Below are 21,253 nucleotides of genomic sequence, written 5' to 3'. Positions count from 1 at the left end.
CTCTCCGTGATGAAAAACGGCTTCGAAATCGATTTGTTGTCCACAGATTTCCGCCTACCTCTGGTTTTTCGTTCCCGGCGACCTCACTCTGGGTAGTGAACAAGGGAGTTCGGGCGGACGTGCTCCGGGTACGTCGCGACAGACGGGGGCAGCCGATGGACGCGGTGCGGCTCATCGTGACGAGCAGGCGTGCCCTGGTCAGGGGCGGCGAGGCGCCTCAGGTCATGGCGGAGGTGTGGCAGGCGCAGGCCCTGGCGCAGGCGATAGGGAGCCGCCTCGCGGTCGCCGGGCCCCCCGAACTCCGGGGCGAGGCGCTGGGATTGACCGAGCTGGCGGGCCGGGGCTGCGGAGTCCTGGAGCGTCCCGACATCGCCGTGGCGGAGTTGCGGGCCGCGCAGCTCACCGAACTCGGCGATGCCCGCCAGGCCCTTCTCTACCTCGGCGGCCTCCTCGGCGAGGTGGGCATAGCCCTGGTCGGCCTCGCCTGCGCGGCGGACGACGAGACGACGTACTGGCAGTGCATGGAGGCGATCGACGCGGCGGACGAGTCGCGGGACCGGGTACTGCAGATGCTGCGAAGACTGGCGGACCGGGGGGAGGAGTTGCCGGAGGCGGGGTGAGGGTCCTGTTGGCTGTCGGCTGCGGGCCGGTGGGGGCGTAGTGGGTGCAATCGAAGCAGGCCCAGCTGTACCCACCTAGGGGCGCGGGGAACTGCGCGACCAGCCACGACGCACCCGCAGCCGAAGACCGACCTCAGCCGACCCCCTCCTCACCAACCCCCCGCCCAGAACTCCCGGCCCCCTGAAGATCCGTCTGCTGCAGCAACCCCTTCGGCTGCCCAGCCCCCGCAGTCGGCGGCACGGTTTCTTCGGACATGAGGCCTCCTCGGCCCAAAGACCCCGGCGGAGGGGCCGACGCGGGTGACGGATCACGCACCGGCGACGACGAGCCGGCTCCACCTGAGCCAAACGATCACCACAGGGCTCGGTCACTGGCGGGGCCACAGGGACCGGTGGGACCACGGTGAACCCCTGCGTGCAGGATGGAATCATGGATCTCCGCATCTTCACCGAGCCCCAGCAGGGCGCGAGCTACGACACCCTCCTCACCGTCGCCAAGGCCACCGAGGACCTCGGCTTCGATGCCTTTTTCCGCTCCGATCATTATCTCAAGATGGGTGACGCCGACGGCCTGCCCGGCCCCACCGACGCCTGGATCACCCTTGCCGGTCTGGCCCGCGAGACCAAGCGGATACGCCTCGGCACCCTGATGACCGCCGCCACGTTCCGGCTCCCCGGCGTCCTCGCCATCCAGGTCGCCCAGGTCGACCAGATGTCCGGCGGCCGCGTCGAACTCGGCCTGGGCGCCGGGTGGTTCGAGGAGGAGCACACGGCCTACGGCATCCCGTTCCCGAAGGAGAAGTTCCCCCGCCTCCAGGAGCAGCTGGAGATCGTCACCGGTCTGTGGGCCACCGAGCCCGGTGAGACCTTCGACTTCCACGGCGAGCACTACGAGCTCACGAAGTCGCCCGCGCTGCCCAAGCCCGCACAGAGCAAGATCCCCGTGCTGATCGGCGGCCAGGGCACGACCCGTACCCCGCGCCTCGCCGCCCGTTACGCCGACGAGTTCAACATGCCGTTCGGCTCGCCCGAGGACAGCGAGACCCAGTTCGGCCGGGTCCGCGCCGCCGCCCGGGAGGCGGGCCGCGCGGCCGACGCGATCACCTTCTCCAACGCCCTCGTCGTCTGCGTCGGCAAGGACGACCAGGAGGTCGCCCGTCGCGCCGCGGCGATCGGCCGTGACGTCGAGGAGCTCAAGACCAACGGCCTGGCCGGCACCCCCGCCGAGGTCGTCGACAAGATCGGCCGCTACACCGCCGTGGGATCGCGCCGGATCTACCTCCAGGTCCTCGACCTCGACGACCTGGACCACCTGGAGCTGATCTCCGCGAAGGTGCAGTCGCAGCTGTCGTAGACCGGAGCCTCCTGGTTAATCGAAGGCGCAGGTGGGACCCGCTGTGGGAAGCTGAGAGCGTCGTCCTGCCGAGCCCCCGGGATCACCGTCTCGGGGGCTTTCGCGCGCACGGCATCCTGTCCCGTCCACCGGCCGGAAAGGCCACTCGCATGTTCCTGACGATCAGTACCACCGGCACTCCCGAGCGCCCCGCCACCGACCTCGGCTTCCTGCTGCACAAGCATCCCGACAAGGCGCAGGCGTTCTCCACCTCCTACGGCAGGGCGCACGTCCTGTACCCCGAGGCGGACGATCAGCGCTGCACGGCGGCGCTGCTGCTGGAGGTCGACGCGGTGGCGCTGGTCAGGCGCGGCAAGGGCAAGGGACGCGGCGGCGCCCCGGACGCGGCGCTCGCGCAGTACGTCAACGACCGTCCCTACGCGGCCTCTTCGCTGCTCGCGGTGGCGCTGAGCGCGGTGTTCTCCAGCGCGATGCGCGGGGTGTGCACCGCGAAGCCCGAACTGCCCTCGCAGCCGCGGCCGTTGCGCATCGAGGTGCCCGCGCTTCCGGCCCGTGGCGGTCCGGAGCTCGTACGGCGTCTCTTCGAGCCGCTCGGTTGGGACGTGACCGTCGAACCGGTCGCGCTGGACACCGAGTTCCCCGAGTGGGGCGACTCGCGCTACGTCCGTCTCGAACTGGAGTCCACGCGGCTCACCGTCGCCGAGGCCCTGCGTCACCTGTACGTCCTCCTCCCCGTCCTCGACGACGCCAAGCACTACTGGGTGGCCTCCGACGAGGTCGACAAGCTGCTCAGGGCCGGTGAGGGCTGGCTGCCCGCGCACCCGGAACAGAAGCTGATCACCAGCCGCTACCTGTCCCGCCGCTGGTCGCTGACGCGGGAGGCGATGGAGCGCCTGGAGCTGGTGCGGCTCGCGGAGGCCGACGACAGCGCGGTCGAGGACATCGACAACGCCGTCGAGGCCGAGACCGAGACCGAGGAGAAGCCGACCCCGCTCGCCGTCCAGCGCCGCGAGGCGATCCTGGAGGCGCTTCGCGCCGCCGGCGCCGCCCGCGTCCTCGACCTCGGGTGCGGCCAGGGCCAGTTGGTGCAGGCGCTGCTCAAGGACCCGAAGTTCACCGAGATCGTCGGCGTCGACGTGTCGGTGCGGGCGCTCACCATCGCCTCCCGGCGGCTGAAGCTGGACCGCATGGGGGAGCGGATGGCCTCCCGCGTCCAGCTCTTCCAGGGCTCGCTGGCCTACACCGACAAACGGCTCAAGGGGTACGACGCCGCCGTGCTCAGCGAGGTCATCGAGCACCTCGACCTGCCCAGGCTGCCCGCCCTGGAGTACGCGGTGTTCGGCGCGGCCCGTCCGCGGACCGTCCTCGTGACGACCCCGAACGTCGAGTACAACGTCCGCTGGGAGTCGCTCCCGGCCGGGCACGTCCGGCACGGTGACCACCGCTTCGAGTGGACGCGGCAGGAGTTCCGGGACTGGGCGTCGTCGGTGGCCGAACGGCACGGCTACGACGTGGAGTTCGTTCCGGTGGGGCCGGACGACCCGGAGGTCGGACCCCCCACCCAGATGGCCGTTTTCGAGATGAGCACAGCGGTGGCCAGCACCGTGACCAGCACCGAGAAGGAGGCGAAGGCGGCATGACCGAGACCCAGCGCACAGGGCGGACTCTTCCCGTCACCGACCTCTCCCTCGTCGTCCTCGTCGGCGCCTCCGGCTCCGGCAAGTCCACGTTCGCCCGCCGGAACTTCAAGCCGACCGAGGTGATCTCCTCGGACTTCTGCCGGGGCCTGGTCTCCGACGACGAGAACGACCAGGGCGCGACGAAGGACGCCTTCGACGTGCTGCACTACATCGCGGGCAAGCGCCTGGCCGCCGGCCGCCGCACGGTCGTCGACGCGACCAGCGTGCAGTCGGACTCCCGACGGCAGCTGATCGACCTGGCCAAGCAGTACGACGTGCTGCCGATCGCCATCGTGCTGGATGTGCCCGAGGAGGTGTGCGCCGAACGCAACGCGGCCCGCACCGACCGGGCCGACATGCCGGTCCGGGTCATCAAGCGCCACATCCGCGAACTGCGGCGTTCGATCCGGCACCTGGAGCGCGAGGGCTTCCGCAAGGTGCACGTCCTGCGCGGGGTGGCGGACATCGAGAACGCCACCGTCGTCACCGAGAAGCGCTTCAACGACCTGACCCACCTCACCGGCCCCTTCGACATCGTCGGCGACATCCACGGCTGCGCCTCGGAACTGGAGTCCCTGCTCGGCAAGTTGGGCTACGTCGACGGCATTCACCCGGAGGGCCGTACCGCGGTCTTCGTCGGCGACCTCGTCGACCGCGGCCCGGACAGCCCCGGTGTGCTGCGCCGCGTGATGTCGATGGTCAAGTCGGGCAACGCGCTGTGCGTGCCGGGCAACCACGAGAACAAGTACGGCCGTTACCTCAAAGGCCGCAAGGTCCAGCACACCCACGGCCTCGCGGAGACCATCGAGCAGATGGAGAGCGTCACGGAGGAGTTCCGGGCCGAGGTGAGGGAGTTCATCGACGGCCTGGTCAGCCACTACGTCCTCGACGGCGGCCGCCTGGTGGTCTGCCACGCCGGGCTGCCGGAGAAGTACCACGGCCGCACCTCCGGCCGGGTCCGCTCGCACGCCCTGTACGGGGACACCACCGGCGAGACCGACGAGTTCGGGCTGCCGGTGCGCTACCCGTGGGCGGAGGACTACCGCGGCCGGGCGGCCGTGGTCTACGGCCACACCCCGGTCCCGGAGGCGACCTGGCTCAACAACACGATCTGCCTGGACACCGGAGCGGTCTTCGGCGGCAAGCTCACGGCGCTGCGCTGGCCGGAGCGGGAGCTCGTCGACGTACCGGCGCAGCAGGTCTGGTACGAGCCGACGAAGCCGCTGAAGTCGGAGGCGCCCGGCGGGCAGGACGGCCGGCCCCTCGACCTTGCCGACGTGCACGGCCGCAGGGCGGTCGAGACCCGGCACCAGGGCCGGGTGGCGGTCCGCGAGGAGAACGCGGCCGCGGCCCTGGAGGTCATGAGCCGCTTCGCGGTGGACCCGCGGCTGCTGCCGTACCTCCCGCCGACCATGGCACCGACGGCCACCAGTCACATCGAGGGATACCTGGAGCACCCCGCCGAGGCCTTCGCGCAGTATGCGCAGGACGGTGTCGAGCGGGTCGTGTGCGAGGAGAAGCACATGGGCTCGCGGGCGGTGGCCCTGGTCTGCCGGGACGCGGAGGCGGCCCGCAGGCGCTTCGGCGGTGGGGGTACCTCCCGCTCGAGCGCAGCCGAGAGCGGGGGAGGCCCGACCGGCTCGCTGTACACCCGCACAGGCCGCCCGTTCTTCGACGACGAGTCGGTGACGGAGGCGATCCTGGACCGGCTGCGCACGGCGATCGGCGAGGCGGGCCTGTGGACCGAACTCGCCACCGACTGGCTCCTGTTGGACGCCGAGCTCATGCCGTGGTCGCTGAAGGCCTCCGGGCTGCTGCGGTCGCAGTACGCGGCCGTCGGCGCCGCGTCCGGAGCGGTGTTCCCGGGCGCGCTGGCCGCGCTCCAGGGCGCCGCGGACCGGGGCGTGGACGTGTCGGACCTGCTGGGCCGCCAGCGCGAACGGGCCGACGCGGCGAGCGCGTTCACCGACGCGTACCGGCGCTACTGCTGGACCACCGACGGCCTGGACGGCGTCCGCCTGGCACCGTTCCAGATCCTCGCGGTCCAGGGCCGCAGCCTCGCCGCGCTCCCGCACGACGAGCAACTGGCCCTCCTCGACCGCCTGGTGGAGCACGACGGCACGGGCCTGCTTCAGACGACCCGGCGCCTCTACGTCGACACCGGTGACCCGGAGTCGGTGCGGGCGGGCGTCGACTGGTGGCTGGAGATGACCGGGCGCGGCGGCGAGGGCATGGTCGTCAAACCGCTCGGCGCGGTGGTCCGCAGCACGGAGGGCCGTCTGGTCCAGCCCGGCATCAAGTGCCGTGGCCGGGAGTACCTGCGCATCATCTACGGTCCCGAGTACACCCGTCCGGAGAACCTCGACCGGCTGCGCAAGCGGTTCCTGAACCACAAGCGCTCCCTCGCGATCCGTGAGTACGCCCTCGGTCTGGAGGCCCTGGACCGGCTGGCGGAGGGCGAGCCGCTGTGGCGGGTGCACGAGGCGGTGTTCGGGGTGCTGGCGCTGGAGTCGGAGCCGGTGGACCCCCGTTTGTGAGGCGTGGTTCACCCCACCAACCGCAACCGCTCCCCGCACACCCCCACCTCCACGGTCTGCCCCCACGTCAGCTCCAGCGAGTCGCCCTCCATCCCGTCCCCGAAGGCGATCAGGCGTTCGGACTCGACGGTGAGGCGGAGGCGGGCGGGGGCGGGGAGTTCGCCGGCGGTCAGCGAGGTGCCGGTGGCCGGGGAGGGCCAGGCCTCGCGGACGAACCAGACCAGGCGGGTCTCCGTCGGTCCCGGCAGCCGTAGGGCGGCGCCCCGCTCCTGCCACACGGACCGGAGCCAGCCCGTGGCTCCGGTCCCCGTGCCCACCAGCACCCCGGAGGAGGCCTGGGCCTCGACGACACCCCCGTCGCCCTCCAGGCCCAGGCGGTATCTGGCGGTCTGGTGTCCGGCGGCGCCCAGGTAGATCTCGTTCAGCGCGACGAGCCGCTGGGTGTCGTCCGCCACGGCCTCGACCATCGTCAACTCGTCGACACTCGCACCACCCACCGCCAGCAACTTGGCCGTGTCCCGCGGTCGGTGCCGCACCAGGACACCGGGGTTGCGGCCGGGCTCGGTGTCGATGCCCAGCACCGGCTGACCGGAGAGGTACTTGGCCACGTTCGCCACCAGTCCGTCCTGGCCGACCACGATCACGACGTCCTCGGGAGCGAACAGGAAACGGTCCAGGTCGGCCCGCTCCACCCGCGCCTGACGCCAGGTCAGCGGAATCGCGGAGGTCACCTCGGCGAGCGCCCGCCGGGTGCGCTCATGGCGTTCGGAGACCTCCCCGATGTCCCGGCCCCGGGAGGAGAGGAAGAAGGCGGCCTGGCCGTGGGTGCCGTGGTGGGCCACCAACTCCTCGTACTCCGTGGTGCGATGGACCAGGACCGCCCGTGGCGCGAGACTCACTCCGGCTCCCGTGCGCCCAGCTTGGCCAGGAGCCCCGTCAGTACGTCGGGGGAGATCGTCACGCTGTCGATGTTCGGCAGGTTCTCCGCGAGCCGGGCCCCGGTGAGGGCGTGCAGCGTGGCGACGTCGACCTCGGCGTGCACCCGCAGCCAGGCGGCCTGCGCCTGCGCCTTGGCGTCGCCGACCGCGCGCACTCCGTCGGCCTCCGCGCGAGCCAGCCGTACCGACCGCGTCGCCTCCGCCTCGGCCCGTACCGCGTCCGCCGCCGCGTGCTCCTCGGCCTCCCGGCGGGCGTTCGTGCCCCGCTGGTCCACCAACTGCTCCTCGCGGCGGGCGAGTTCGATCTTGCTGTCCAGTTCGTTCTCGGCGATGGCCCGCTCGCGCTCCACGGCGACGGCCCGCCGTTCGTAGGTCGCCCGGTCGGCCTCCTGCTGGATCTGTTCGCGGGCCGGGGTGCGCAGGGCCCGTTCCACCTCCGGTTCGGGACGCAGCGCCATCACGCGGACGGCGACCACCTCGATGCCGGTGGCCGGCAGCCGTGGCTCGGCGTCCAGGCCCGCCGCGACCCGCTCGCGCACCGCCGCCACCCCGTCGACCAGGGCGACGGACAGGGGAGTGCGGGCCAGTACGTCGAGCGCGTGCTGCTGGGCCGTCTCCGTGAGCAGCGTGCCCAGTTGCTCCAGGGGCGCACCCCGCCACACCCCGGTGTCCGGGTCGATCGAGAAGTCCAGGCGGGCGGCGGCGAGCGCCGGGTCACCGATCCGGTAGGTCACGGTCGCCTGCACCGCCACGTCCTGGAAGTCGGACGTACGGGCGTGGAAGGTCATGGCCAGCTCGCGGTCGTCCACCGGGACTTCGGAGAGCGCGGCCGTCAGTGCGCGGAACCAGAAGCTGAGCCCGGGACCGTCGTGCAGCAGTGTGCCGCCGCGGTGGTGCCGGATGTGCGCCGTGGGTGCGCCGCGCAGATGGCGCCAGCCGAGGCGCCGGGTGATGTCGGCCATCGAGCCCCCTCTTTTCGTCTGTTGGACGATAACCGGAAGGGCGGGTTGTCGTCAAGAGGACGAGAACAAGAAAGCCGGGCGGACCGCGGGTCAAGAGGCCCCTCGGTGGTCAGGATGGAGGCATGGGATTCCATGTCGACTCCGAAGCCGGGCGGCTCAGCCGCGTCATCCTGCACCGGCCGGATCTCGAGCTCAAAAGGCTCACCCCCAGCAACAAGGACGCACTCCTCTTCGACGACGTGCTCTGGGTGCGCCGGGCGCGCGCCGAGCACGACGGATTCGCCGACGTGCTGCGCGACCGCGGTGTCGCCGTGCACCTCTTCGGCGACCTGCTCACCGAGGTCCTGGAGATCCCGCAGGCCCGGTCACTCGTGCTCGACCGGGTCTTCGACGAGAAGGAGTACGGCCCGCTGGCCACCGACCACCTCCGGGCCTCCTTTGAGGCGCTGCCCGCCGGAGAGCTCGCGGAGGCGCTCGTCGGCGGTATGACCAAGCGGGAGTTCCTGGACGCGCACCCGGAGCCGACCTCCGTGCGCTTCCATGTGATGGACCTCGACGACTTCCTCCTGGCCCCGCTGCCCAACCACCTCTTCACCCGCGACACCTCGGCCTGGATCTACGACGGGGTCGCCGTCAACGCCATGCGCCGGCCGGCCCGCCGGCGCGAGACGGTCCACTTCGAGGCGATCTACCGCCACCACCCGCTCTTCCGTGACGAAACGTTCCACGTCTGGTCGGAGGGGCAGGCCGACTACCCGTCCACCATCGAGGGCGGCGATGTCCTCGTCATCGGCAACGGCGCCGTCCTCATCGGCATGAGCGAGCGGACCACGCCCCAGGCCGTCGAGATGCTCGCGCACAAGCTGTTCGCCGAGGGGTCCGCGCACTCGATCGTGGCCCTCGACATGCCGAAACGGCGGGCCTTCATGCATCTCGACACCGTGATGACGATGGTCGACGGCGACACCTTCACCCAGTACGCCGGGCTCGGCATGCTCCGGTCGTACACCATCGAACCCGGCGTCGGTGACAAGGAACTCAAGGTCACCGACCACCCGCCGGAGCACATGCACCGCGCGATCGCCGCCGCGCTCGGACTGAGCGAGATCCGGGTCCTGACCGCCACCCAGGACGTGCACGCCGCCGAGCGCGAGCAGTGGGACGACGGCTGCAACGTCCTCGCCGTCGAGCCGGGTGTCGTCGTCGCCTACGAGCGCAACGCCACCACCAACACCCATCTGCGCAAGCAGGGCATCGAGGTCATCGAGATCCCGGGCAGCGAGCTGGGGCGGGGCAGGGGCGGGCCGCGCTGCATGAGCTGCCCGGTGGAACGGGCGGCCGTATAGGGAACCCGTGTGCGCATGGTCGTACAGCTGTCTGTATATAAATGCTGAAGGTCGTATAGACTTCCAAGGTCCGTCTGATCACGTACCTCTGGAGCGCCCCCCATGGCGACAGTTCCGACCGCCCTCGCCGGCCGCCACTTCCTCAAGGAGCTCGACTTCACCGAGCAGGAGTTCCTCGGGCTGGTCGAGCTGGCGGCCGAGCTGAAGGCCGCCAAGAAGGCGGGGGCCGAGACCCGGTACCTGAGCGGGAAGAACATCGCGCTGATCTTCGAGAAGACCTCGACGCGCACGCGCTGCGCGTTCGAGGTCGCCGCGGCGGACCAGGGCGCCTCGACGACCTACCTGGACCCGTCCGGCTCGCAGATCGGGCACAAGGAGTCCGTACGCGACACCGCGCGCGTGCTCGGCCGTATGTACGACGGGATCGAGTACCGCGGGGACAGCCAGCAGAAGGTCGAGGAGCTGGCGGCGTACGCCGGGGCGCCCGTCTACAACGGGCTCACCGACGACTGGCACCCCACACAGATGCTGGCCGATGTGCTCACGATGACCGAGCACACCGCGAAGCCGGTCCGGGAGATCGCGTTCGCCTACCTCGGTGACGCGCGGTTCAACATGGGCAACTCGTATCTGATCACCGGTGCGCTGCTGGGCATGGACGTACGGATCGTCGCGCCGAAGGCCTACTGGCCCGCGCAGGACATCGTCGAGCGGGCGCGTGCGCTCGCCGTGGACAGCGGGGCGCGGATCACCCTCACCGAGTCGCTTGAGGAAGGCGTGCGGGGGGCGGACTTCGTCGCGACCGACGTCTGGGTCTCCATGGGTGAGCCGAAGGACGTGTGGGACGAGCGGATCGCCGCGCTGTCGCCGTACGCGGTGACGATGGACGTGCTGCGGGCCACGGAGAACGCGGACGTCAAGTTCCTGCACTGCCTGCCCGCCTTCCACGACCTCGGTACGAAGGTGGGGCAGGAGATCTTCGAGACCCACGGCCTCGAGTCCCTGGAGGTCACGGACGAGGTGTTCGAGTCGGCGCACTCGGTGGTCTTCGACGAGGCGGAGAACCGCCTGCACACGATCAAGGCCGTGCTGGTCGCGACGCTGGCCTGAACCTCACGCCGGGTGCCACTGAGGCGGCACCGCCTTCAGGTGGAACCACACCGCCTTGCCGGTCTCGGTCGGGCGGTGACCGCACGCCGAGCTGAGCGCCCTGATCAGGAGCAGCCCCCGGCCGTGCTCCTGCCAGGGGTCCGGTTCCGTGGTGTCCGGCCGGGTGAGATGCCCCGGCGGCGCCGGGTCCGGGTCGTGCACCTCCACCTGGCAGCCGGTCGGCAGCAGCTCCACGACCAGCTCTATCGGGGTGTCGCCGACCGTGTGCTCCACGGCGTTCGCCACCAGCTCGGCCGTCAGCAGCTCCGCGGTGTCGCAGTCCGCCCCGTGCTCCAGCTCGGCCAGCGCGGTGCGGACCAGAGCGCGCGCCACGGGCACGGCCGCGGCGGAATGCGGCAGCGCGATGCGCCAGGACGCGGAGGCTGGGGGGCGATCTTGCAAGGCGGTTCCGTTCATGAGCAGGCTGTCCTGCTTTCAACCCGATGAATGGTACGGCGCCGTCGGCAGAGTCGTCCGGCGGGCACCGTACGGGACCTTCGGCCCCGTTGGCAGGCGGCTTACCCGTAGCAACGGCTTGCCTCCCACGGCTGATCCCGCCGTTGCCGGTCTGTCGACGAGCCGTGACGGATGTGACGGGGCCAGGTCACATCTCCGGCGAGGCCATTCCCATTCCGCTATTGCGTGCTCGTGACGACAGTCAAAGATGAGTGATAGCTTCGAAGGGCAGAGCGCACCTGGAACCTCGCCACTCGCACGTCGTCCGAGCACGAGGAGGCCGCACGATCATGAGCCCCTTCACCGGCTCCGCCGCCCGCACCCCCGACTGGCAGCATCTGCGCGTCGACCTCGCCGACGGCGTCGCCACGGTCACCCTCGCCCGCCCCGACAAACTCAACGCGCTCACCTTCGGCGCCTACGCCGACCTGCGCGACCTGCTCGCGGAGCTGTCCCGCGAGCGTTCCGTGCGCGCCCTGGTCCTGGCCGGCGAGGGCCGCGGGTTCTGTTCCGGCGGTGACGTCGACGAGATCATCGGCGCGACCCTCGCCATGGACACCGCCCAGCTCCTCGACTTCAACCGGATGACGGGCCAGGTGGTGCGGGCCGTACGGGAGTGTCCGTTCCCGGTGATCGCGGCCGTGCACGGGGTGGCGGCGGGCGCCGGCGCGGTCCTCGCCCTGGCGGCCGACTTCCGGGTGGCGGACCCCTCGGCCCGCTTCGCCTTCCTCTTCACCCGGGTCGGCCTGTCCGGCGGTGACATGGGGGCGGCCTATCTGCTGCCCCGGGTGGTCGGGCTCGGCCACGCCACCCGCCTCCTCATGCTCGGCGAACCGGTCCGCGCCCCCGAGGCCGAGCGCATCGGCCTGATCAGCGAACTGACCGGGGAGGGCGGCGCGGACGAGGCGGCCCGAGCCCTGGCCCACCGCCTGGCCGAGGGCCCGGCCCTGGCGTACGCCCAGACGAAGGCGCTGCTGACGGCGGAGCTGGACATGCCGCTGGCGGCCTCCGTGGAACTGGACGCCTCGACGCAGGCCCTGCTGATGAACGGCGAGGACTACCGGGAGTTCCACGCGGCGTTCACGGAGAAGAGGCCGCCGAAGTGGAAGGGGCGGTGATCATGTCCACTTCCGTGCGACGCATCGCGATCATCGGCGGCGGCCCCGGTGGGCTCTATGCGGCAGCCCTGCTGAAACGCCTGGACCCTCGCAGGGAAGTCACCGTCTGGGAACGCAACGCCCCCGACGACACCTTCGGCTTCGGAGTGGTCCTCTCCGACGAGACCCTCGGCGGCATCGAGCACGCCGACCCGGAGGTCTACGAGGCGATGCAGGCCGACTTCGTCCGCTGGGACGACATCGACATCGTGCACCGGGGCGTCCGGCACACCTCCGGAGGACACGGCTTCGCCGCCCTCGGCCGCAGACGACTCCTGGAGATACTGCACGACCGCTGCCGCGCGCTCGGCGTGGACCTCCGTTTCCGCACGCGGGCCCCGGCCGGTCTCCAGGAGACGCACGACCTCGTCATCGCCGCCGACGGAGTCAACAGCACCACACGCGGGGCCCACGCACCTGTGTTCCGCCCCCATGTGATCTCGCACCACTGCCGCTACATCTGGCTCGCCGCCGACTTCGCCTTCGACGCCTTCCGGTTCGAGATCGCCGAGACCGAGCACGGCGTGATGCAGCTCCACGGCTACCCCTACGGGCCCGACGCCTCCACCGTGATCATCGAGATGCGCGAAGAGGTCTGGAGGGCGGCCGGCTTCGACGAGGTCAGCGCACAGGAGTCGACGCAGAGCTGCGCCAAGATCTTCGCCGAAGCACTCCGCGGCCGCCCTCTGCGCTCCAACAACTCCACCTGGACCACCTTCCGCACGGTGGTCAACGAACACTGGTCGCACGGCAACACCGTGCTGCTCGGCGACGCGGCCCACACCGCCCACTTCTCCATCGGCTCGGGCACCAAGCTCGCCGTGGAGGACGCCCTCGCCCTGGCCGCCTGCCTGGAGGAACAGCCGTCATTGACAGAGGCGTTGGCGGCCTACGAGGCGGAGCGCAAACCCGTCGTCGCCTCCACGCAGCGCGCCGCCCGCGCGAGCCTGGAGTGGTTCGAGAACCTCGGCCTCCACCTCGACCAGCCGCCCCGCCAGTTCGCCTTCAACCTGCTCACCCGCAGCCGCCGCGTCACCCACGACAACCTGCGCCTGCGCGACGCCCGCTTCACCGGCGCCGTGGAGCGCGAGTTCGGCTGCCCGCCGGGCACGCCCCCGATGTTCACCCCGTTCCGGCTGCGCGGTCTGACCCTGCGCAACCGGGTCGTGGTCTCGCCGATGGACATGTACTCCGCCACCGACGGCATCCCCGGCGACTTCCACCTGGTCCACCTGGGCGCGAGGGCGCTCGGCGGCGCCGGGCTGGTGATGACCGAGATGGTGTGCGTATCGCCCGAGGGGCGCATCACGCCCGGCTGCACCGGCCTCTACACCGGCAGACAGGCCGAGGCCTGGAAGCGGATCACCGACTTCGTCCACGCGCGGTCGCCGGGCACCGCGATCGGTGTGCAGCTCGGCCACAGCGGCCGCAAGGGCTCGACCAAGCTGATGTGGGAGGGCATCGACGAACCGCTGCCCGAGGGCAACTGGCCGGTCGTGGCGCCGTCCCCGATCCCCTACAAGCCCTCCAACCAGACCCCGCGCGAGCTCGGCCGTGCCCAACTGACCGACATCCGCGAGCAGTTCAAGCATGCCGCCGTGCGGGCCGCCCGAGCCGGCTTCGACCTCCTCGAACTGCACTGCGCCCACGGCTACCTGCTCTCCGGCTTCCTCTCCCCGCTGACCAACCGGCGCACGGACGCCTACGGCGGCTCGCTCGCCGAGCGCCTGCGCTTCCCGCTCGAAGTCTTCGACGCCGTCAGGGGAGTGTGGCCCCAGGAACGGCCCATGACCGTCCGTATCTCCGCCACCGACTGGGCCGAAGGCGGCACCACGGCCGAGGACGCCGTCGAGATCGCCCGCGCCTTCGCCGCGCACGGCGCCGACGCGATCGACGTGTCGACGGGGCAGGTGGTGGCCGAGGAGCACCCCGAGTACGGGCGCTCCTACCAGACGCCGTACGCCGACCGGATCCGTCACGAGACCGGCGTCCCGGTGATCGCGGTCGGTGCCATCTCCTCCTGGGACGACGTCAACTCACTGATCCTGGCCGGGCGTACCGATCTGTGCGCGCTGGCCCGGCCCCATCTCTACGACCCCCACTGGACCCTTCACGCAGCCGCCGAGCAGGGGTACGACGGTCCCGGCGTCGCCTGGCCCGACCCGTACCGCGCGGGCAGCCGTCGGCCACAGACCGGCCGCACGGACGCCCCCAAGCCCCGGCTCGGACTGGGGGCTTGAGGGGCTGCTCCGCTCGGCGTACCGCGCGACTGTGACGGCCCGGGATCACAGACCGGCGAACGTGGCCCCCGCGTCCCGCAGCCGCTCGTGCAGGCCCCGGAACACCGCCGCCGCCCGCCCGCCCGGCCAGTCCTCCGGGAGCAGCGCGGCGGGCAGCCCGGGGTCGGCGTAGGGGAGGTGGCGCCAGGAGTCGAGGGCGAGGAGGTAGTCGCGGTAGGCCTCCTCCGGCGGAGTGTCGGCCCGCTCCTCCCAGTCGTGCAGCACGCGCGCGTGGCGGTCGAGGAACGCCTCGTGCTCCTTGGCGATCGCGGCCAGGTCCCACCAGCGGGAGACCGCCTCCACGGTCGCCGCGAAACCGAGATGCTCGCCGCGGAAGAAGTCCACGTACGGGTCGAGCCGCAGCCGCTGGAGCGTGTGCCGGGCCTCCTCGTACAGTCGCGCCGGGGCGATCCACACTCCGGGGGCCGCCGTGCCGAAGCCGAGTCCGGCCAGCCGGGAGCGCAGCACATGCCGCTTCTGCCGCTCCGACTCGGGCACCGAGAACACGGCGAGCACCCAGCCCTCGTCCTCGGGCGGGGTCACCGCGTAGATACGCCGGTCACCGTCGTCGAGCAGCTGGCGGGCGTCCGGGGACAGCTCGTAGCCGGCGGCGCCCTGTGCCGTGCGGGCCGGCAGCAGCAGCCCGCGCCGCTTGAGGCGGGACACCGACGACCGTACGGAGGGGGCGTCCACGCCGACCGCGGCCAGCAGCCGGATCAGCTCGGCGACGGGCACGGGGCCCGGCATGAAGCGGCCGTAGGCTCCGTAGAGCGTGACGATGAGAGACCGTGGTGCATGCTGGTCGGACACGTTGATCATCTTAGGTCGTGTGGATCACTGCTGGTCACCATCGGTGCGCAGCCTGAACCGCTGGAGTTTTCCGGTCGCCGTGCGCGGCAGCGCGTCCAGAAAGACGATCTCGCGCGGGCATTTGTAGGGTGCCAGTTCGCCCTTGACGAAGGCGCGCAGCGCGTCGGCATCACGTTCGGCACCTTCCCTGAGCACCGCGAAGGCGACGACGACCTGACCGCGTGCCTCGTCGGCCCGCCCCACGACCGCCGCCTCGACCACGTCCGGGTGTCGCAGCAGGGCGTCCTCGACCTCCGGTCCGGCGATGTTGTACCCGGCGGAGATGATCATGTCGTCCGCGCGGGCCACATAGCGGAAGTACCCATCGTCCTCCCGGATGTATGTGTCGCCGGTGATGTTCCAGCCGTCCCGCACGTACTCGCGCTGCCGGGGATCGGCGAGATAGCGACAGCCGACCGGGCCGCGTACGGCCAGCAGTCCGGGCTCGCCGTCGGGTTTCTCGTGACCCCTCTCGTCGACCACGCGCGCGTGCCATCCGGGTACCGGCACCCCGGTCGTCCCCGGCCGGATGTCCTCGTCGGCCGCGGAGATGAAGATGTGCAGCAGCTCGGTGGCGCCGATGCCGTTGACGATCCGCAGCCCGGTCCGCTCCCGCCAGGCCCGCCAGGTGGCCGCGGACAGGTTCTCACCGGCGGAGACACAGCGGCGCAGGGACGAGACGTCGTACGCGTCGAGCCCGTCGAGCATGGCGCGGTAGGCGGTGGGCGCGGTGAAGAGAACGGAGACCCGGTGCTCGGCGACGGCCTGCAGCAACTGCTGGGGACCGGCCTGTTCGAGGAGGAGGCAGCTGGCGCCCGCGCGCATCGGGAAGACCACCAGACCGCCGAGCCCGAAGGTGAAACCGAGCGGCGGACTGCCCGCGAACACATCGTCCACATGGGGCCGCAGCACATGCCTGGAGAAGGTGTCGGCTGTCGCGAGCACATCCCGGTGGAAGTGCATACAGCCCTTGGGGCGCCCGGTGGTCCCGGAGGTGAAGGCGATCAGCGCCACGTCGTCGGCAGCGGTCCGCACGGCGGGGTACGGCGTCCCGGGCGCCTCGCGGTTCAGGAGGTCGTCGGGGGCGTCGCCGCCGTAGGTCGTGATCCTGAGGCCCGGTATCTCGGCCTTGGCGAGGTCGTCGACGGAGCGTATGTCGCACAGGGCGTGCTCTATGCGAGCGATCTCGCACATCGTGGCCAGCTCGTGCGGGCGCTGCTGGGCCAGCACGGTCACGGCGACCGCCCCGGCTTTCAGTACCGCCAGCCAGCAGGCCACGAGCCAGGGCGTGGTCGGGCCGCGCAACAGGACGCGGTTGCCGGGGACGACCCCGAGGTCGCCGGTGAGCACATGCGCGAGCTGGTCGACGCGGGCGCGCAGTGTGCCGTACGTCCATGTGTCCCCGGCCGGGGTGTGGAAGACCGGGCGGTCGTCGGGCGGCCCCGTCAGCAGCTCGGCGGCACAGTTCAGCCGATCGGGGTACTGCAGCTCCGGCAGGTCGAAGCGGAGCTCGGGCCACTGGTCGGGGGGCGGGAGGTGGTCGCGCGCGAAGGTGTCGACGTGGGCCGAGACGTTCATGGCGGGTCGCCCCCTTGCCTTGTGGGCCGCGTGGGCCGAGTGGGCCGCCTGGTGGGCGTCGATGGTGGGCTCGCACAAGGAGCGTATCGTGTTAGTGACGACAGTCAACGGCACGCGATACTGTCGTGGGGTCCTGTCGACGAGAGGGGACCGGCAATGCCCGCATTCTCACTCGAACCGTCACAGACCGCCCGGTGTGCGGAGCTGCGTGCCCTCGCCGAGGCACGGCTGCGCCCGCTCGCGGAGAAGGGCGAGCCGGGGCATGTGAACCGTCCGCTGATCGCCGAACTCGGTCGACTGGGCCTGCTGGAGCGGCTGTTCACCTCGGGGGCCCTCGACCTCTGTCTGATGCGGGAGTCCCTCGCGTACTCCTGCACGGAGGCGGAGACGGCCCTCGCCCTCCAGGGTCTCGGCGCCCACCCCGTCCACGCCCACGGCACCCCGGCCCAGCGGGAGCGCTGGCTGCCGGCGGTCGGCGACGGCAGCGCGGTGGCCGCGTTCGCGCTGAGCGAGCCGGGGGCGGGGTCGGACGCGGCGGCACTGTCCCTGTCCGCGGTCCCCGACGGCCCCTCCCGCTGGCGGCTGACCGGGGAGAAGTGCTGGATCTCCAACGCCCCCGAAGCCGACTTCTACACCGCCTTCGCCCGGACCACCCCCGGCGCCGGAGCCCGTGGAGTGACCGCCTTCCTCCTGCCCGCCGACCGCCCCGGTCTCACCGGCACCGCCCTCGACATGCTCTCCCCGCACCCCATCGGCACCCTCGCCCTCGACGGCGTTCCGGTGAGCGCCGACGACGTCCTCGGTGAGGTCGACTGCGGTTTCCGGGTCGCCATGGGCACCCTCAACCTCTTCCGGCCCAGCGTCGGCGCCTTCGCGGTCGGCATGGCACAGGCGGCGCTCGACGCGACCCTCGCGCACACCGCCCGGCGGGAGGCCTTCGGCGGCAGGTTGAGGGACCTCCAGAGTGTCGCCCACGCCGTCGCCGAGCTGGCCCTGCGCACGGACGCGGCCCGCCTCATGGTGTACGCGGCGGCGACGGCGTACGACGAAGGCGCCCCGGACGTGCCCAAGCGGGCGGCGATGGCGAAGCTGCTGGCCACCGAGACGGCGCAGTACGTCGTCGACACCGCGGTCCAGCTGCACGGCGCGCGCGCCCTCCAGCGCGGACATCTGCTGGAGCACCTGTACCGGGAGGTGCGCGCCCCGCGCATCTACGAAGGAGCGAGCGAGGTGCAACGGGGCATCATCGCCAAGGAGTTGTACGCGAACCTGGAGGCCTCGTGAGCGCCGAGCGCATCAACCCGCCCGAACTCTCCCCGCCCACCGGCTTCTCGCACGCGGTCGTCGCCACCGGGTCCCGGGTGGTCTTCCTGGCGGGGCAGACGGCCCTCGACACCGACGGCAAGGTGGTGGGCGACTCCCTGCCGGAGCAGTTCGAGAAGGCGCTCACCAATCTCCTGACCGCCCTCGCCGCCGCCGGCGGTACCCCCTCCGACCTCGCCCGGGTCACCGTCTACGCCACCGACATCGCCGCCTACCGCACCCACGCTAGCGAACTGGGCGGTATCTGGCGGGAGTTGGCGGGCGGTGACTATCCCGCGATGGCCGTCGTCGAGGTCGTGCGGCTGTGGGACGACCAGGCGGCGGTGGAGCTCGACGGGTTCGCGGTGCTGCCCTAGCGGCGCCGATCTTCCGGCGCGAGGCCGCCGTATGCCGCCGATGATCAGGCGGCGACGGCCAGCTGTGCGGTCGGTACCCGGTGCGGGGCGACGACGCGGCCGTCGGGAAGCAGCTCGCCGGTGTCGTCGAAGACGATCGCGCCGTTGCACAGCAGGTTCCAGCCCTGCTCGGGATGGGCGGCGACGATGTGCACGGCGGTGTTGTCGGACGAAGCGCACGAAGACCGGTGAGAACACATGGCGCACCTCCACATTGGTTGGACCGTCCCTGTGGGGGCCGTATCCGTATGGGTAGACCATGCTCCCGTCGCGGACTCATCGGAACGGTCCGACGTGAAGCGTGACAACACGCGGACAACTCTCGGACGGTTCCACGACGCTCGGTGCGGACTCGCCACCGAAGGAGTGACGATCACGGCTGTCCGGGCGTGTAGCCGGTAGCAGTGGAGGCCCTCACTCCACTCATCCGGGAGGTACCCCCATGCCTGTTCGCCTCGCTCTCACCGCCGCTGCCGGTGCCGCGCTGTTCCTGCTGGCCGCCCCCGCACTGCCCGCGAGCGCCGACGCGTCCGAGACCGTCACCGTCGACTCCGTCGGCCGTATCGCCGAGGACGGGACCGTGACCCTGTCCGGCACCTACCGCTGCACCGCCGGTACGGGCCCCGTGTTCGTGAGCTCCTCCGTGGGCGGGCGCTCCTCGTCCGTGCGGTACGGCATCGGCGGAACCCGCGCGGTGTGCGACGGCCTGCAGCGCAGCTGGGAGAACACGGGCAAGATCACCTCGGGCACGCTCGAACCGGGTGCGGCCCACGTCGAGGCCACCCTCATGGAACTCAGCCTCCAGGGCGGTCTCCCGCTGCCCCGCTTCCACGCCGCCGAGCAGCGGGACATCACGCTGACGAAGGGCTGAGCACGACCATCCCCACCGGGCGGTCAGCGCACGAGTGTGATCTCCGGCGGCCACAGCACACCCTCGGCCAACAGCAGCGCGGGACCGAGGTGTTGAGGGCACACGACCAGCGGTGGCCGGGCGTGGCAGGCGATCTGGAAACGGGCGCGGGCCCCGCACTCCTCCCCGTCCCGCGGACCGGAGTGCCGGCTCGCGCACCGCAGCGCGGGCGGGGTGTCCCCGGCGGTCACCGCGGGACCGCCCGGACGTCGGAACCGTGTTCGAGGGTGGCCAGGGCCATGGTCTCCTCCTTCGGGCCGGCGGCCGGGAGCGGGCCGGGCGGACGCACCACGCAGGCCTTCACGCTAGGAACGGGCAGGCCGGACGGCCTGCCCGGAAGGCCCGTACGAGTGAGAGGGGAGCGGCGACTCCACCGAGCCGACCGGCGGACAGGGGCCTGCCGGTCACGTCTCCGGACCGGTCAGGTGTGCGCGGCGGTCACGTGTCCAGCCCGCCGGTCGGTCGTGTGGTGACTGGGCCGATACGCCCGTTGAGCCGTTCAGGTGGCGCACATCGCGCCGGGCCAGGTTCGGTGGTCCGCGGGACCGAGGGGTGGATTCGTCCGGTCACCGCGGTGGCAAGGGTGCCTGCGCGGCCCCGCACCTCCGGGCCTCCTCAGACCGGATACGCGTGCGTCTGCGCCGCCTTCACCGCCGCCCAGACCTCCGCGCCCGGGTGCAGGTCGAGCTCCGCGGCGGCCACCGTCGTGAGGTCCGCCACGAGGGGGAGTTCGCCCGTGAGATCGGCACGGATCTGGTCGCCGTGGGTCTCCAGGCCGGCGACCTCGCACCGCCAGTGGTTGCGGGCGCTGGAGCCGGTGGGCGGTTCGCGGTGGAGGGTCACGGCGCTCGGCGGGAAGGCCACGAAGACGGGGCCCGTGAGGTCTTCCGTGGTGGTGAGCGCGGGCCCCGCCTCCAGGCGGACCGTGTGCCCCTCGGCCTCGCCCCGGTAGAGGTTCAGGCCGACCAACCGGGCGATGTAGTCGGTACGGGGGTGGCGGGCGATGTGGGAGGGGGCGCCTTCCTGGACGACCGTGCCGTGTTCGACGACCACGAGGCGGTCGGCGAGGACCATGGCGTCGAGCGGATCGTGCGTGACGAGTACGGCCACGGCCTCGAACTCCGCCAGGTGCCGCCGGAGTTGGGCTCGGACCTCCAGACGGGTGCGGGCGTCGAGGGCGGCGAGGGGCTCGTCGAGGAGCAGCAGCCGGGGCCGGGTGGCCAACGCCCGGGCCAGCGCGACGCGTTGGGCCTGCCCGCCGGACAACTTGCGGGGCTTGGCGGCCGCGTGGGCCGCGAGGTCCATACGGTCCAGCCACTCGGCGGCTCGTGCGCGGGCCGCCGCCTTGCTCGCGCCCTGGCAGCGCGGCCCGAAGGCGATGTTGTCCAGGGCGCTGAGGTGCGGGAAGAGCAGATAGTCCTGGAAGACGACGCCCACCGGGCGGGACTCCGGCGGCGTACGCTCCAATGCGGCGCCGTCCAGCCGTAGATGACCGTCGCTGAGCGGGGTCAGCCCGGCCAGCGCGCGCAGTGCGGTGGTCTTCCCGGCACCGTTCGGGCCGAGCAGGGCGACGACCTCGCCGGGGGCGACGGACAGTGACACGTCGAGCCGGAAGGCTCCGCGGTCCACGACGAGACGGGCGTCGAGACCGCCGGGGGCGGCGGGCGCGTCCGGTGTCGCGTCGGGGGCGGGGCGGGGCTTCTCGGTCATCCGGCTGTCGT

The 21,253-nt window shown here is 71.6% G+C and carries 19 protein-coding genes; 11 read left to right on the top strand and 8 right to left on the bottom strand.

Annotation, left to right across the window (positions count from 1 at the left end; all coding sequences use genetic code 11):
- The first annotated feature begins 155 nt into the window (after positions 1 to 155).
- From ACZ39I_RS30620 to ACZ39I_RS30605, 4 genes are all read left to right on the top strand, one after another.
- A complete protein-coding gene (locus tag ACZ39I_RS30620; protein ID WP_467248096.1) occupies positions 156 to 620 on the top strand; it encodes a DUF6099 family protein in 465 nt (154 codons plus the stop codon).
- A 430-nt stretch (positions 621 to 1,050) separates the two neighbouring features.
- Positions 1,051 to 1,974 carry an LLM class F420-dependent oxidoreductase gene (locus ACZ39I_RS30615; RefSeq protein WP_467248024.1) on the top strand — a complete coding sequence of 308 codons (924 nt, stop codon included), beginning with the start codon at positions 1,051 to 1,053 and terminating at the stop codon, positions 1,972 to 1,974.
- 149 nt (positions 1,975 to 2,123) lie between these two features.
- Positions 2,124 to 3,614 carry a 3' terminal RNA ribose 2'-O-methyltransferase Hen1 gene (locus ACZ39I_RS30610; RefSeq protein ID WP_467248022.1) on the top strand — a complete coding sequence of 497 codons (1,491 nt, stop codon included), beginning with the start codon at positions 2,124 to 2,126 and terminating at the stop codon, positions 3,612 to 3,614.
- Positions 3,611 to 6,190, top strand: a complete 2,580-nt coding sequence (locus ACZ39I_RS30605) for a polynucleotide kinase-phosphatase (RefSeq protein ID WP_467248020.1) — start codon at positions 3,611 to 3,613, stop codon at positions 6,188 to 6,190. The genes ACZ39I_RS30610 and ACZ39I_RS30605 overlap by 4 nt, the downstream gene beginning before the upstream one ends.
- A gap of 8 nt (positions 6,191 to 6,198) precedes the next feature.
- On the opposite strand, the gene ACZ39I_RS30600 is transcribed toward ACZ39I_RS30605, so the two are convergent.
- Together ACZ39I_RS30600 and ACZ39I_RS30595 are read right to left on the bottom strand one after the other, a co-directional pair.
- The gene (locus ACZ39I_RS30600) at positions 6,199 to 7,089 is read right to left on the bottom strand and encodes an NAD(+)/NADH kinase (protein ID WP_467248018.1); all 891 of its coding nucleotides are present in this window, start codon (positions 7,087 to 7,089) and stop codon (positions 6,199 to 6,201) included.
- Positions 7,086 to 8,090 (bottom strand): SPFH domain-containing protein, encoded by a 1,005-nt coding sequence (locus ACZ39I_RS30595; RefSeq protein WP_467248016.1) that lies wholly within the window; start codon positions 8,088 to 8,090, stop codon positions 7,086 to 7,088. Before ACZ39I_RS30595 ends, ACZ39I_RS30600 begins: the two co-directional genes overlap by 4 nt.
- Positions 8,091 to 8,212: 122 nt before the next feature.
- Here ACZ39I_RS30595 and ACZ39I_RS30590 point away from each other — a divergent pair, with 122 nt between their 5' ends.
- Both ACZ39I_RS30590 and argF read left to right on the top strand, forming a co-directional pair.
- On the top strand, positions 8,213 to 9,436 hold the full coding sequence (locus ACZ39I_RS30590; RefSeq protein WP_403668789.1) for an arginine deiminase: 1,224 nt from the start codon (positions 8,213 to 8,215) through the stop codon (positions 9,434 to 9,436).
- Between the two features lie 102 nt (positions 9,437 to 9,538).
- Positions 9,539 to 10,546, top strand: coding sequence for an ornithine carbamoyltransferase (argF, locus tag ACZ39I_RS30585; RefSeq protein ID WP_467248014.1), 1,008 nt, complete (start codon positions 9,539 to 9,541; stop codon positions 10,544 to 10,546).
- A 3-nt stretch (positions 10,547 to 10,549) separates the two neighbouring features.
- Here argF and ACZ39I_RS30580 read toward each other — a convergent pair whose 3' ends face one another.
- Positions 10,550 to 11,002, bottom strand: a complete 453-nt coding sequence (locus ACZ39I_RS30580; RefSeq protein ID WP_467248012.1) for an ATP-binding protein — start codon at positions 11,000 to 11,002, stop codon at positions 10,550 to 10,552.
- Between the two features lie 329 nt (positions 11,003 to 11,331).
- On the opposite strand from ACZ39I_RS30580, the gene ACZ39I_RS30575 reads away from it, so the two are divergent.
- Together ACZ39I_RS30575 and ACZ39I_RS30570 are read left to right on the top strand one after the other, a co-directional pair.
- The gene (locus ACZ39I_RS30575; protein ID WP_451473939.1) at positions 11,332 to 12,159 is read left to right on the top strand and encodes an enoyl-CoA hydratase family protein; all 828 of its coding nucleotides are present in this window, start codon (positions 11,332 to 11,334) and stop codon (positions 12,157 to 12,159) included.
- A gap of 2 nt (positions 12,160 to 12,161) precedes the next feature.
- Positions 12,162 to 14,438 carry a bifunctional salicylyl-CoA 5-hydroxylase/oxidoreductase gene (locus ACZ39I_RS30570; RefSeq protein ID WP_467248010.1) on the top strand — a complete coding sequence of 759 codons (2,277 nt, stop codon included), beginning with the start codon at positions 12,162 to 12,164 and terminating at the stop codon, positions 14,436 to 14,438.
- A gap of 45 nt (positions 14,439 to 14,483) precedes the next feature.
- Here ACZ39I_RS30570 and ACZ39I_RS30565 read toward each other — a convergent pair whose 3' ends face one another.
- Both ACZ39I_RS30565 and ACZ39I_RS30560 read right to left on the bottom strand, forming a co-directional pair.
- Positions 14,484 to 15,296 (bottom strand): PaaX family transcriptional regulator, encoded by an 813-nt coding sequence (locus ACZ39I_RS30565; RefSeq protein ID WP_467248008.1) that lies wholly within the window; start codon positions 15,294 to 15,296, stop codon positions 14,484 to 14,486.
- A 15-nt stretch (positions 15,297 to 15,311) separates the two neighbouring features.
- A complete protein-coding gene (locus ACZ39I_RS30560; protein ID WP_467248094.1) occupies positions 15,312 to 16,904 on the bottom strand; it encodes an AMP-binding protein in 1,593 nt (530 codons plus the stop codon).
- A gap of 156 nt (positions 16,905 to 17,060) precedes the next feature.
- Here ACZ39I_RS30560 and ACZ39I_RS30555 point away from each other — a divergent pair, with 156 nt between their 5' ends.
- Both ACZ39I_RS30555 and ACZ39I_RS30550 read left to right on the top strand, forming a co-directional pair.
- Positions 17,061 to 18,188 carry an acyl-CoA dehydrogenase family protein gene (locus ACZ39I_RS30555; protein WP_467248007.1) on the top strand — a complete coding sequence of 376 codons (1,128 nt, stop codon included), beginning with the start codon at positions 17,061 to 17,063 and terminating at the stop codon, positions 18,186 to 18,188.
- The gene (locus tag ACZ39I_RS30550) at positions 18,185 to 18,583 is read left to right on the top strand and encodes a RidA family protein (RefSeq protein WP_467248005.1); all 399 of its coding nucleotides are present in this window, start codon (positions 18,185 to 18,187) and stop codon (positions 18,581 to 18,583) included. The genes ACZ39I_RS30555 and ACZ39I_RS30550 overlap by 4 nt, the downstream gene beginning before the upstream one ends.
- Positions 18,584 to 18,627: 44 nt before the next feature.
- Here ACZ39I_RS30550 and ACZ39I_RS30545 read toward each other — a convergent pair whose 3' ends face one another.
- On the bottom strand, positions 18,628 to 18,822 hold the full coding sequence (locus tag ACZ39I_RS30545; RefSeq protein WP_467248004.1) for a DUF5999 family protein: 195 nt from the start codon (positions 18,820 to 18,822) through the stop codon (positions 18,628 to 18,630).
- Positions 18,823 to 19,064: 242 nt separating this feature from the next.
- On the opposite strand from ACZ39I_RS30545, the gene ACZ39I_RS30540 reads away from it, so the two are divergent.
- A complete protein-coding gene (locus tag ACZ39I_RS30540) occupies positions 19,065 to 19,493 on the top strand; it encodes a DUF6299 family protein (protein ID WP_467248003.1) in 429 nt (142 codons plus the stop codon).
- Between the two features lie 23 nt (positions 19,494 to 19,516).
- Here ACZ39I_RS30540 and ACZ39I_RS30535 read toward each other — a convergent pair whose 3' ends face one another.
- Together ACZ39I_RS30535 and ACZ39I_RS30530 are read right to left on the bottom strand one after the other, a co-directional pair.
- Complete coding sequence (locus ACZ39I_RS30535; protein ID WP_359029004.1) at positions 19,517 to 19,696, bottom strand: hypothetical protein; 180 nt, start codon at positions 19,694 to 19,696, stop codon at positions 19,517 to 19,519.
- A 451-nt stretch (positions 19,697 to 20,147) separates the two neighbouring features.
- On the bottom strand, positions 20,148 to 21,242 hold the full coding sequence (locus tag ACZ39I_RS30530) for an ABC transporter ATP-binding protein (protein WP_467248001.1): 1,095 nt from the start codon (positions 21,240 to 21,242) through the stop codon (positions 20,148 to 20,150).
- Positions 21,243 to 21,253: the final 11 nt, after the last annotated feature.

The organism is Streptomyces sp. NPDC024687 (genome assembly GCF_055559055.1).
This window is presented reverse-complemented; position numbering and strand designations above follow the sequence as displayed.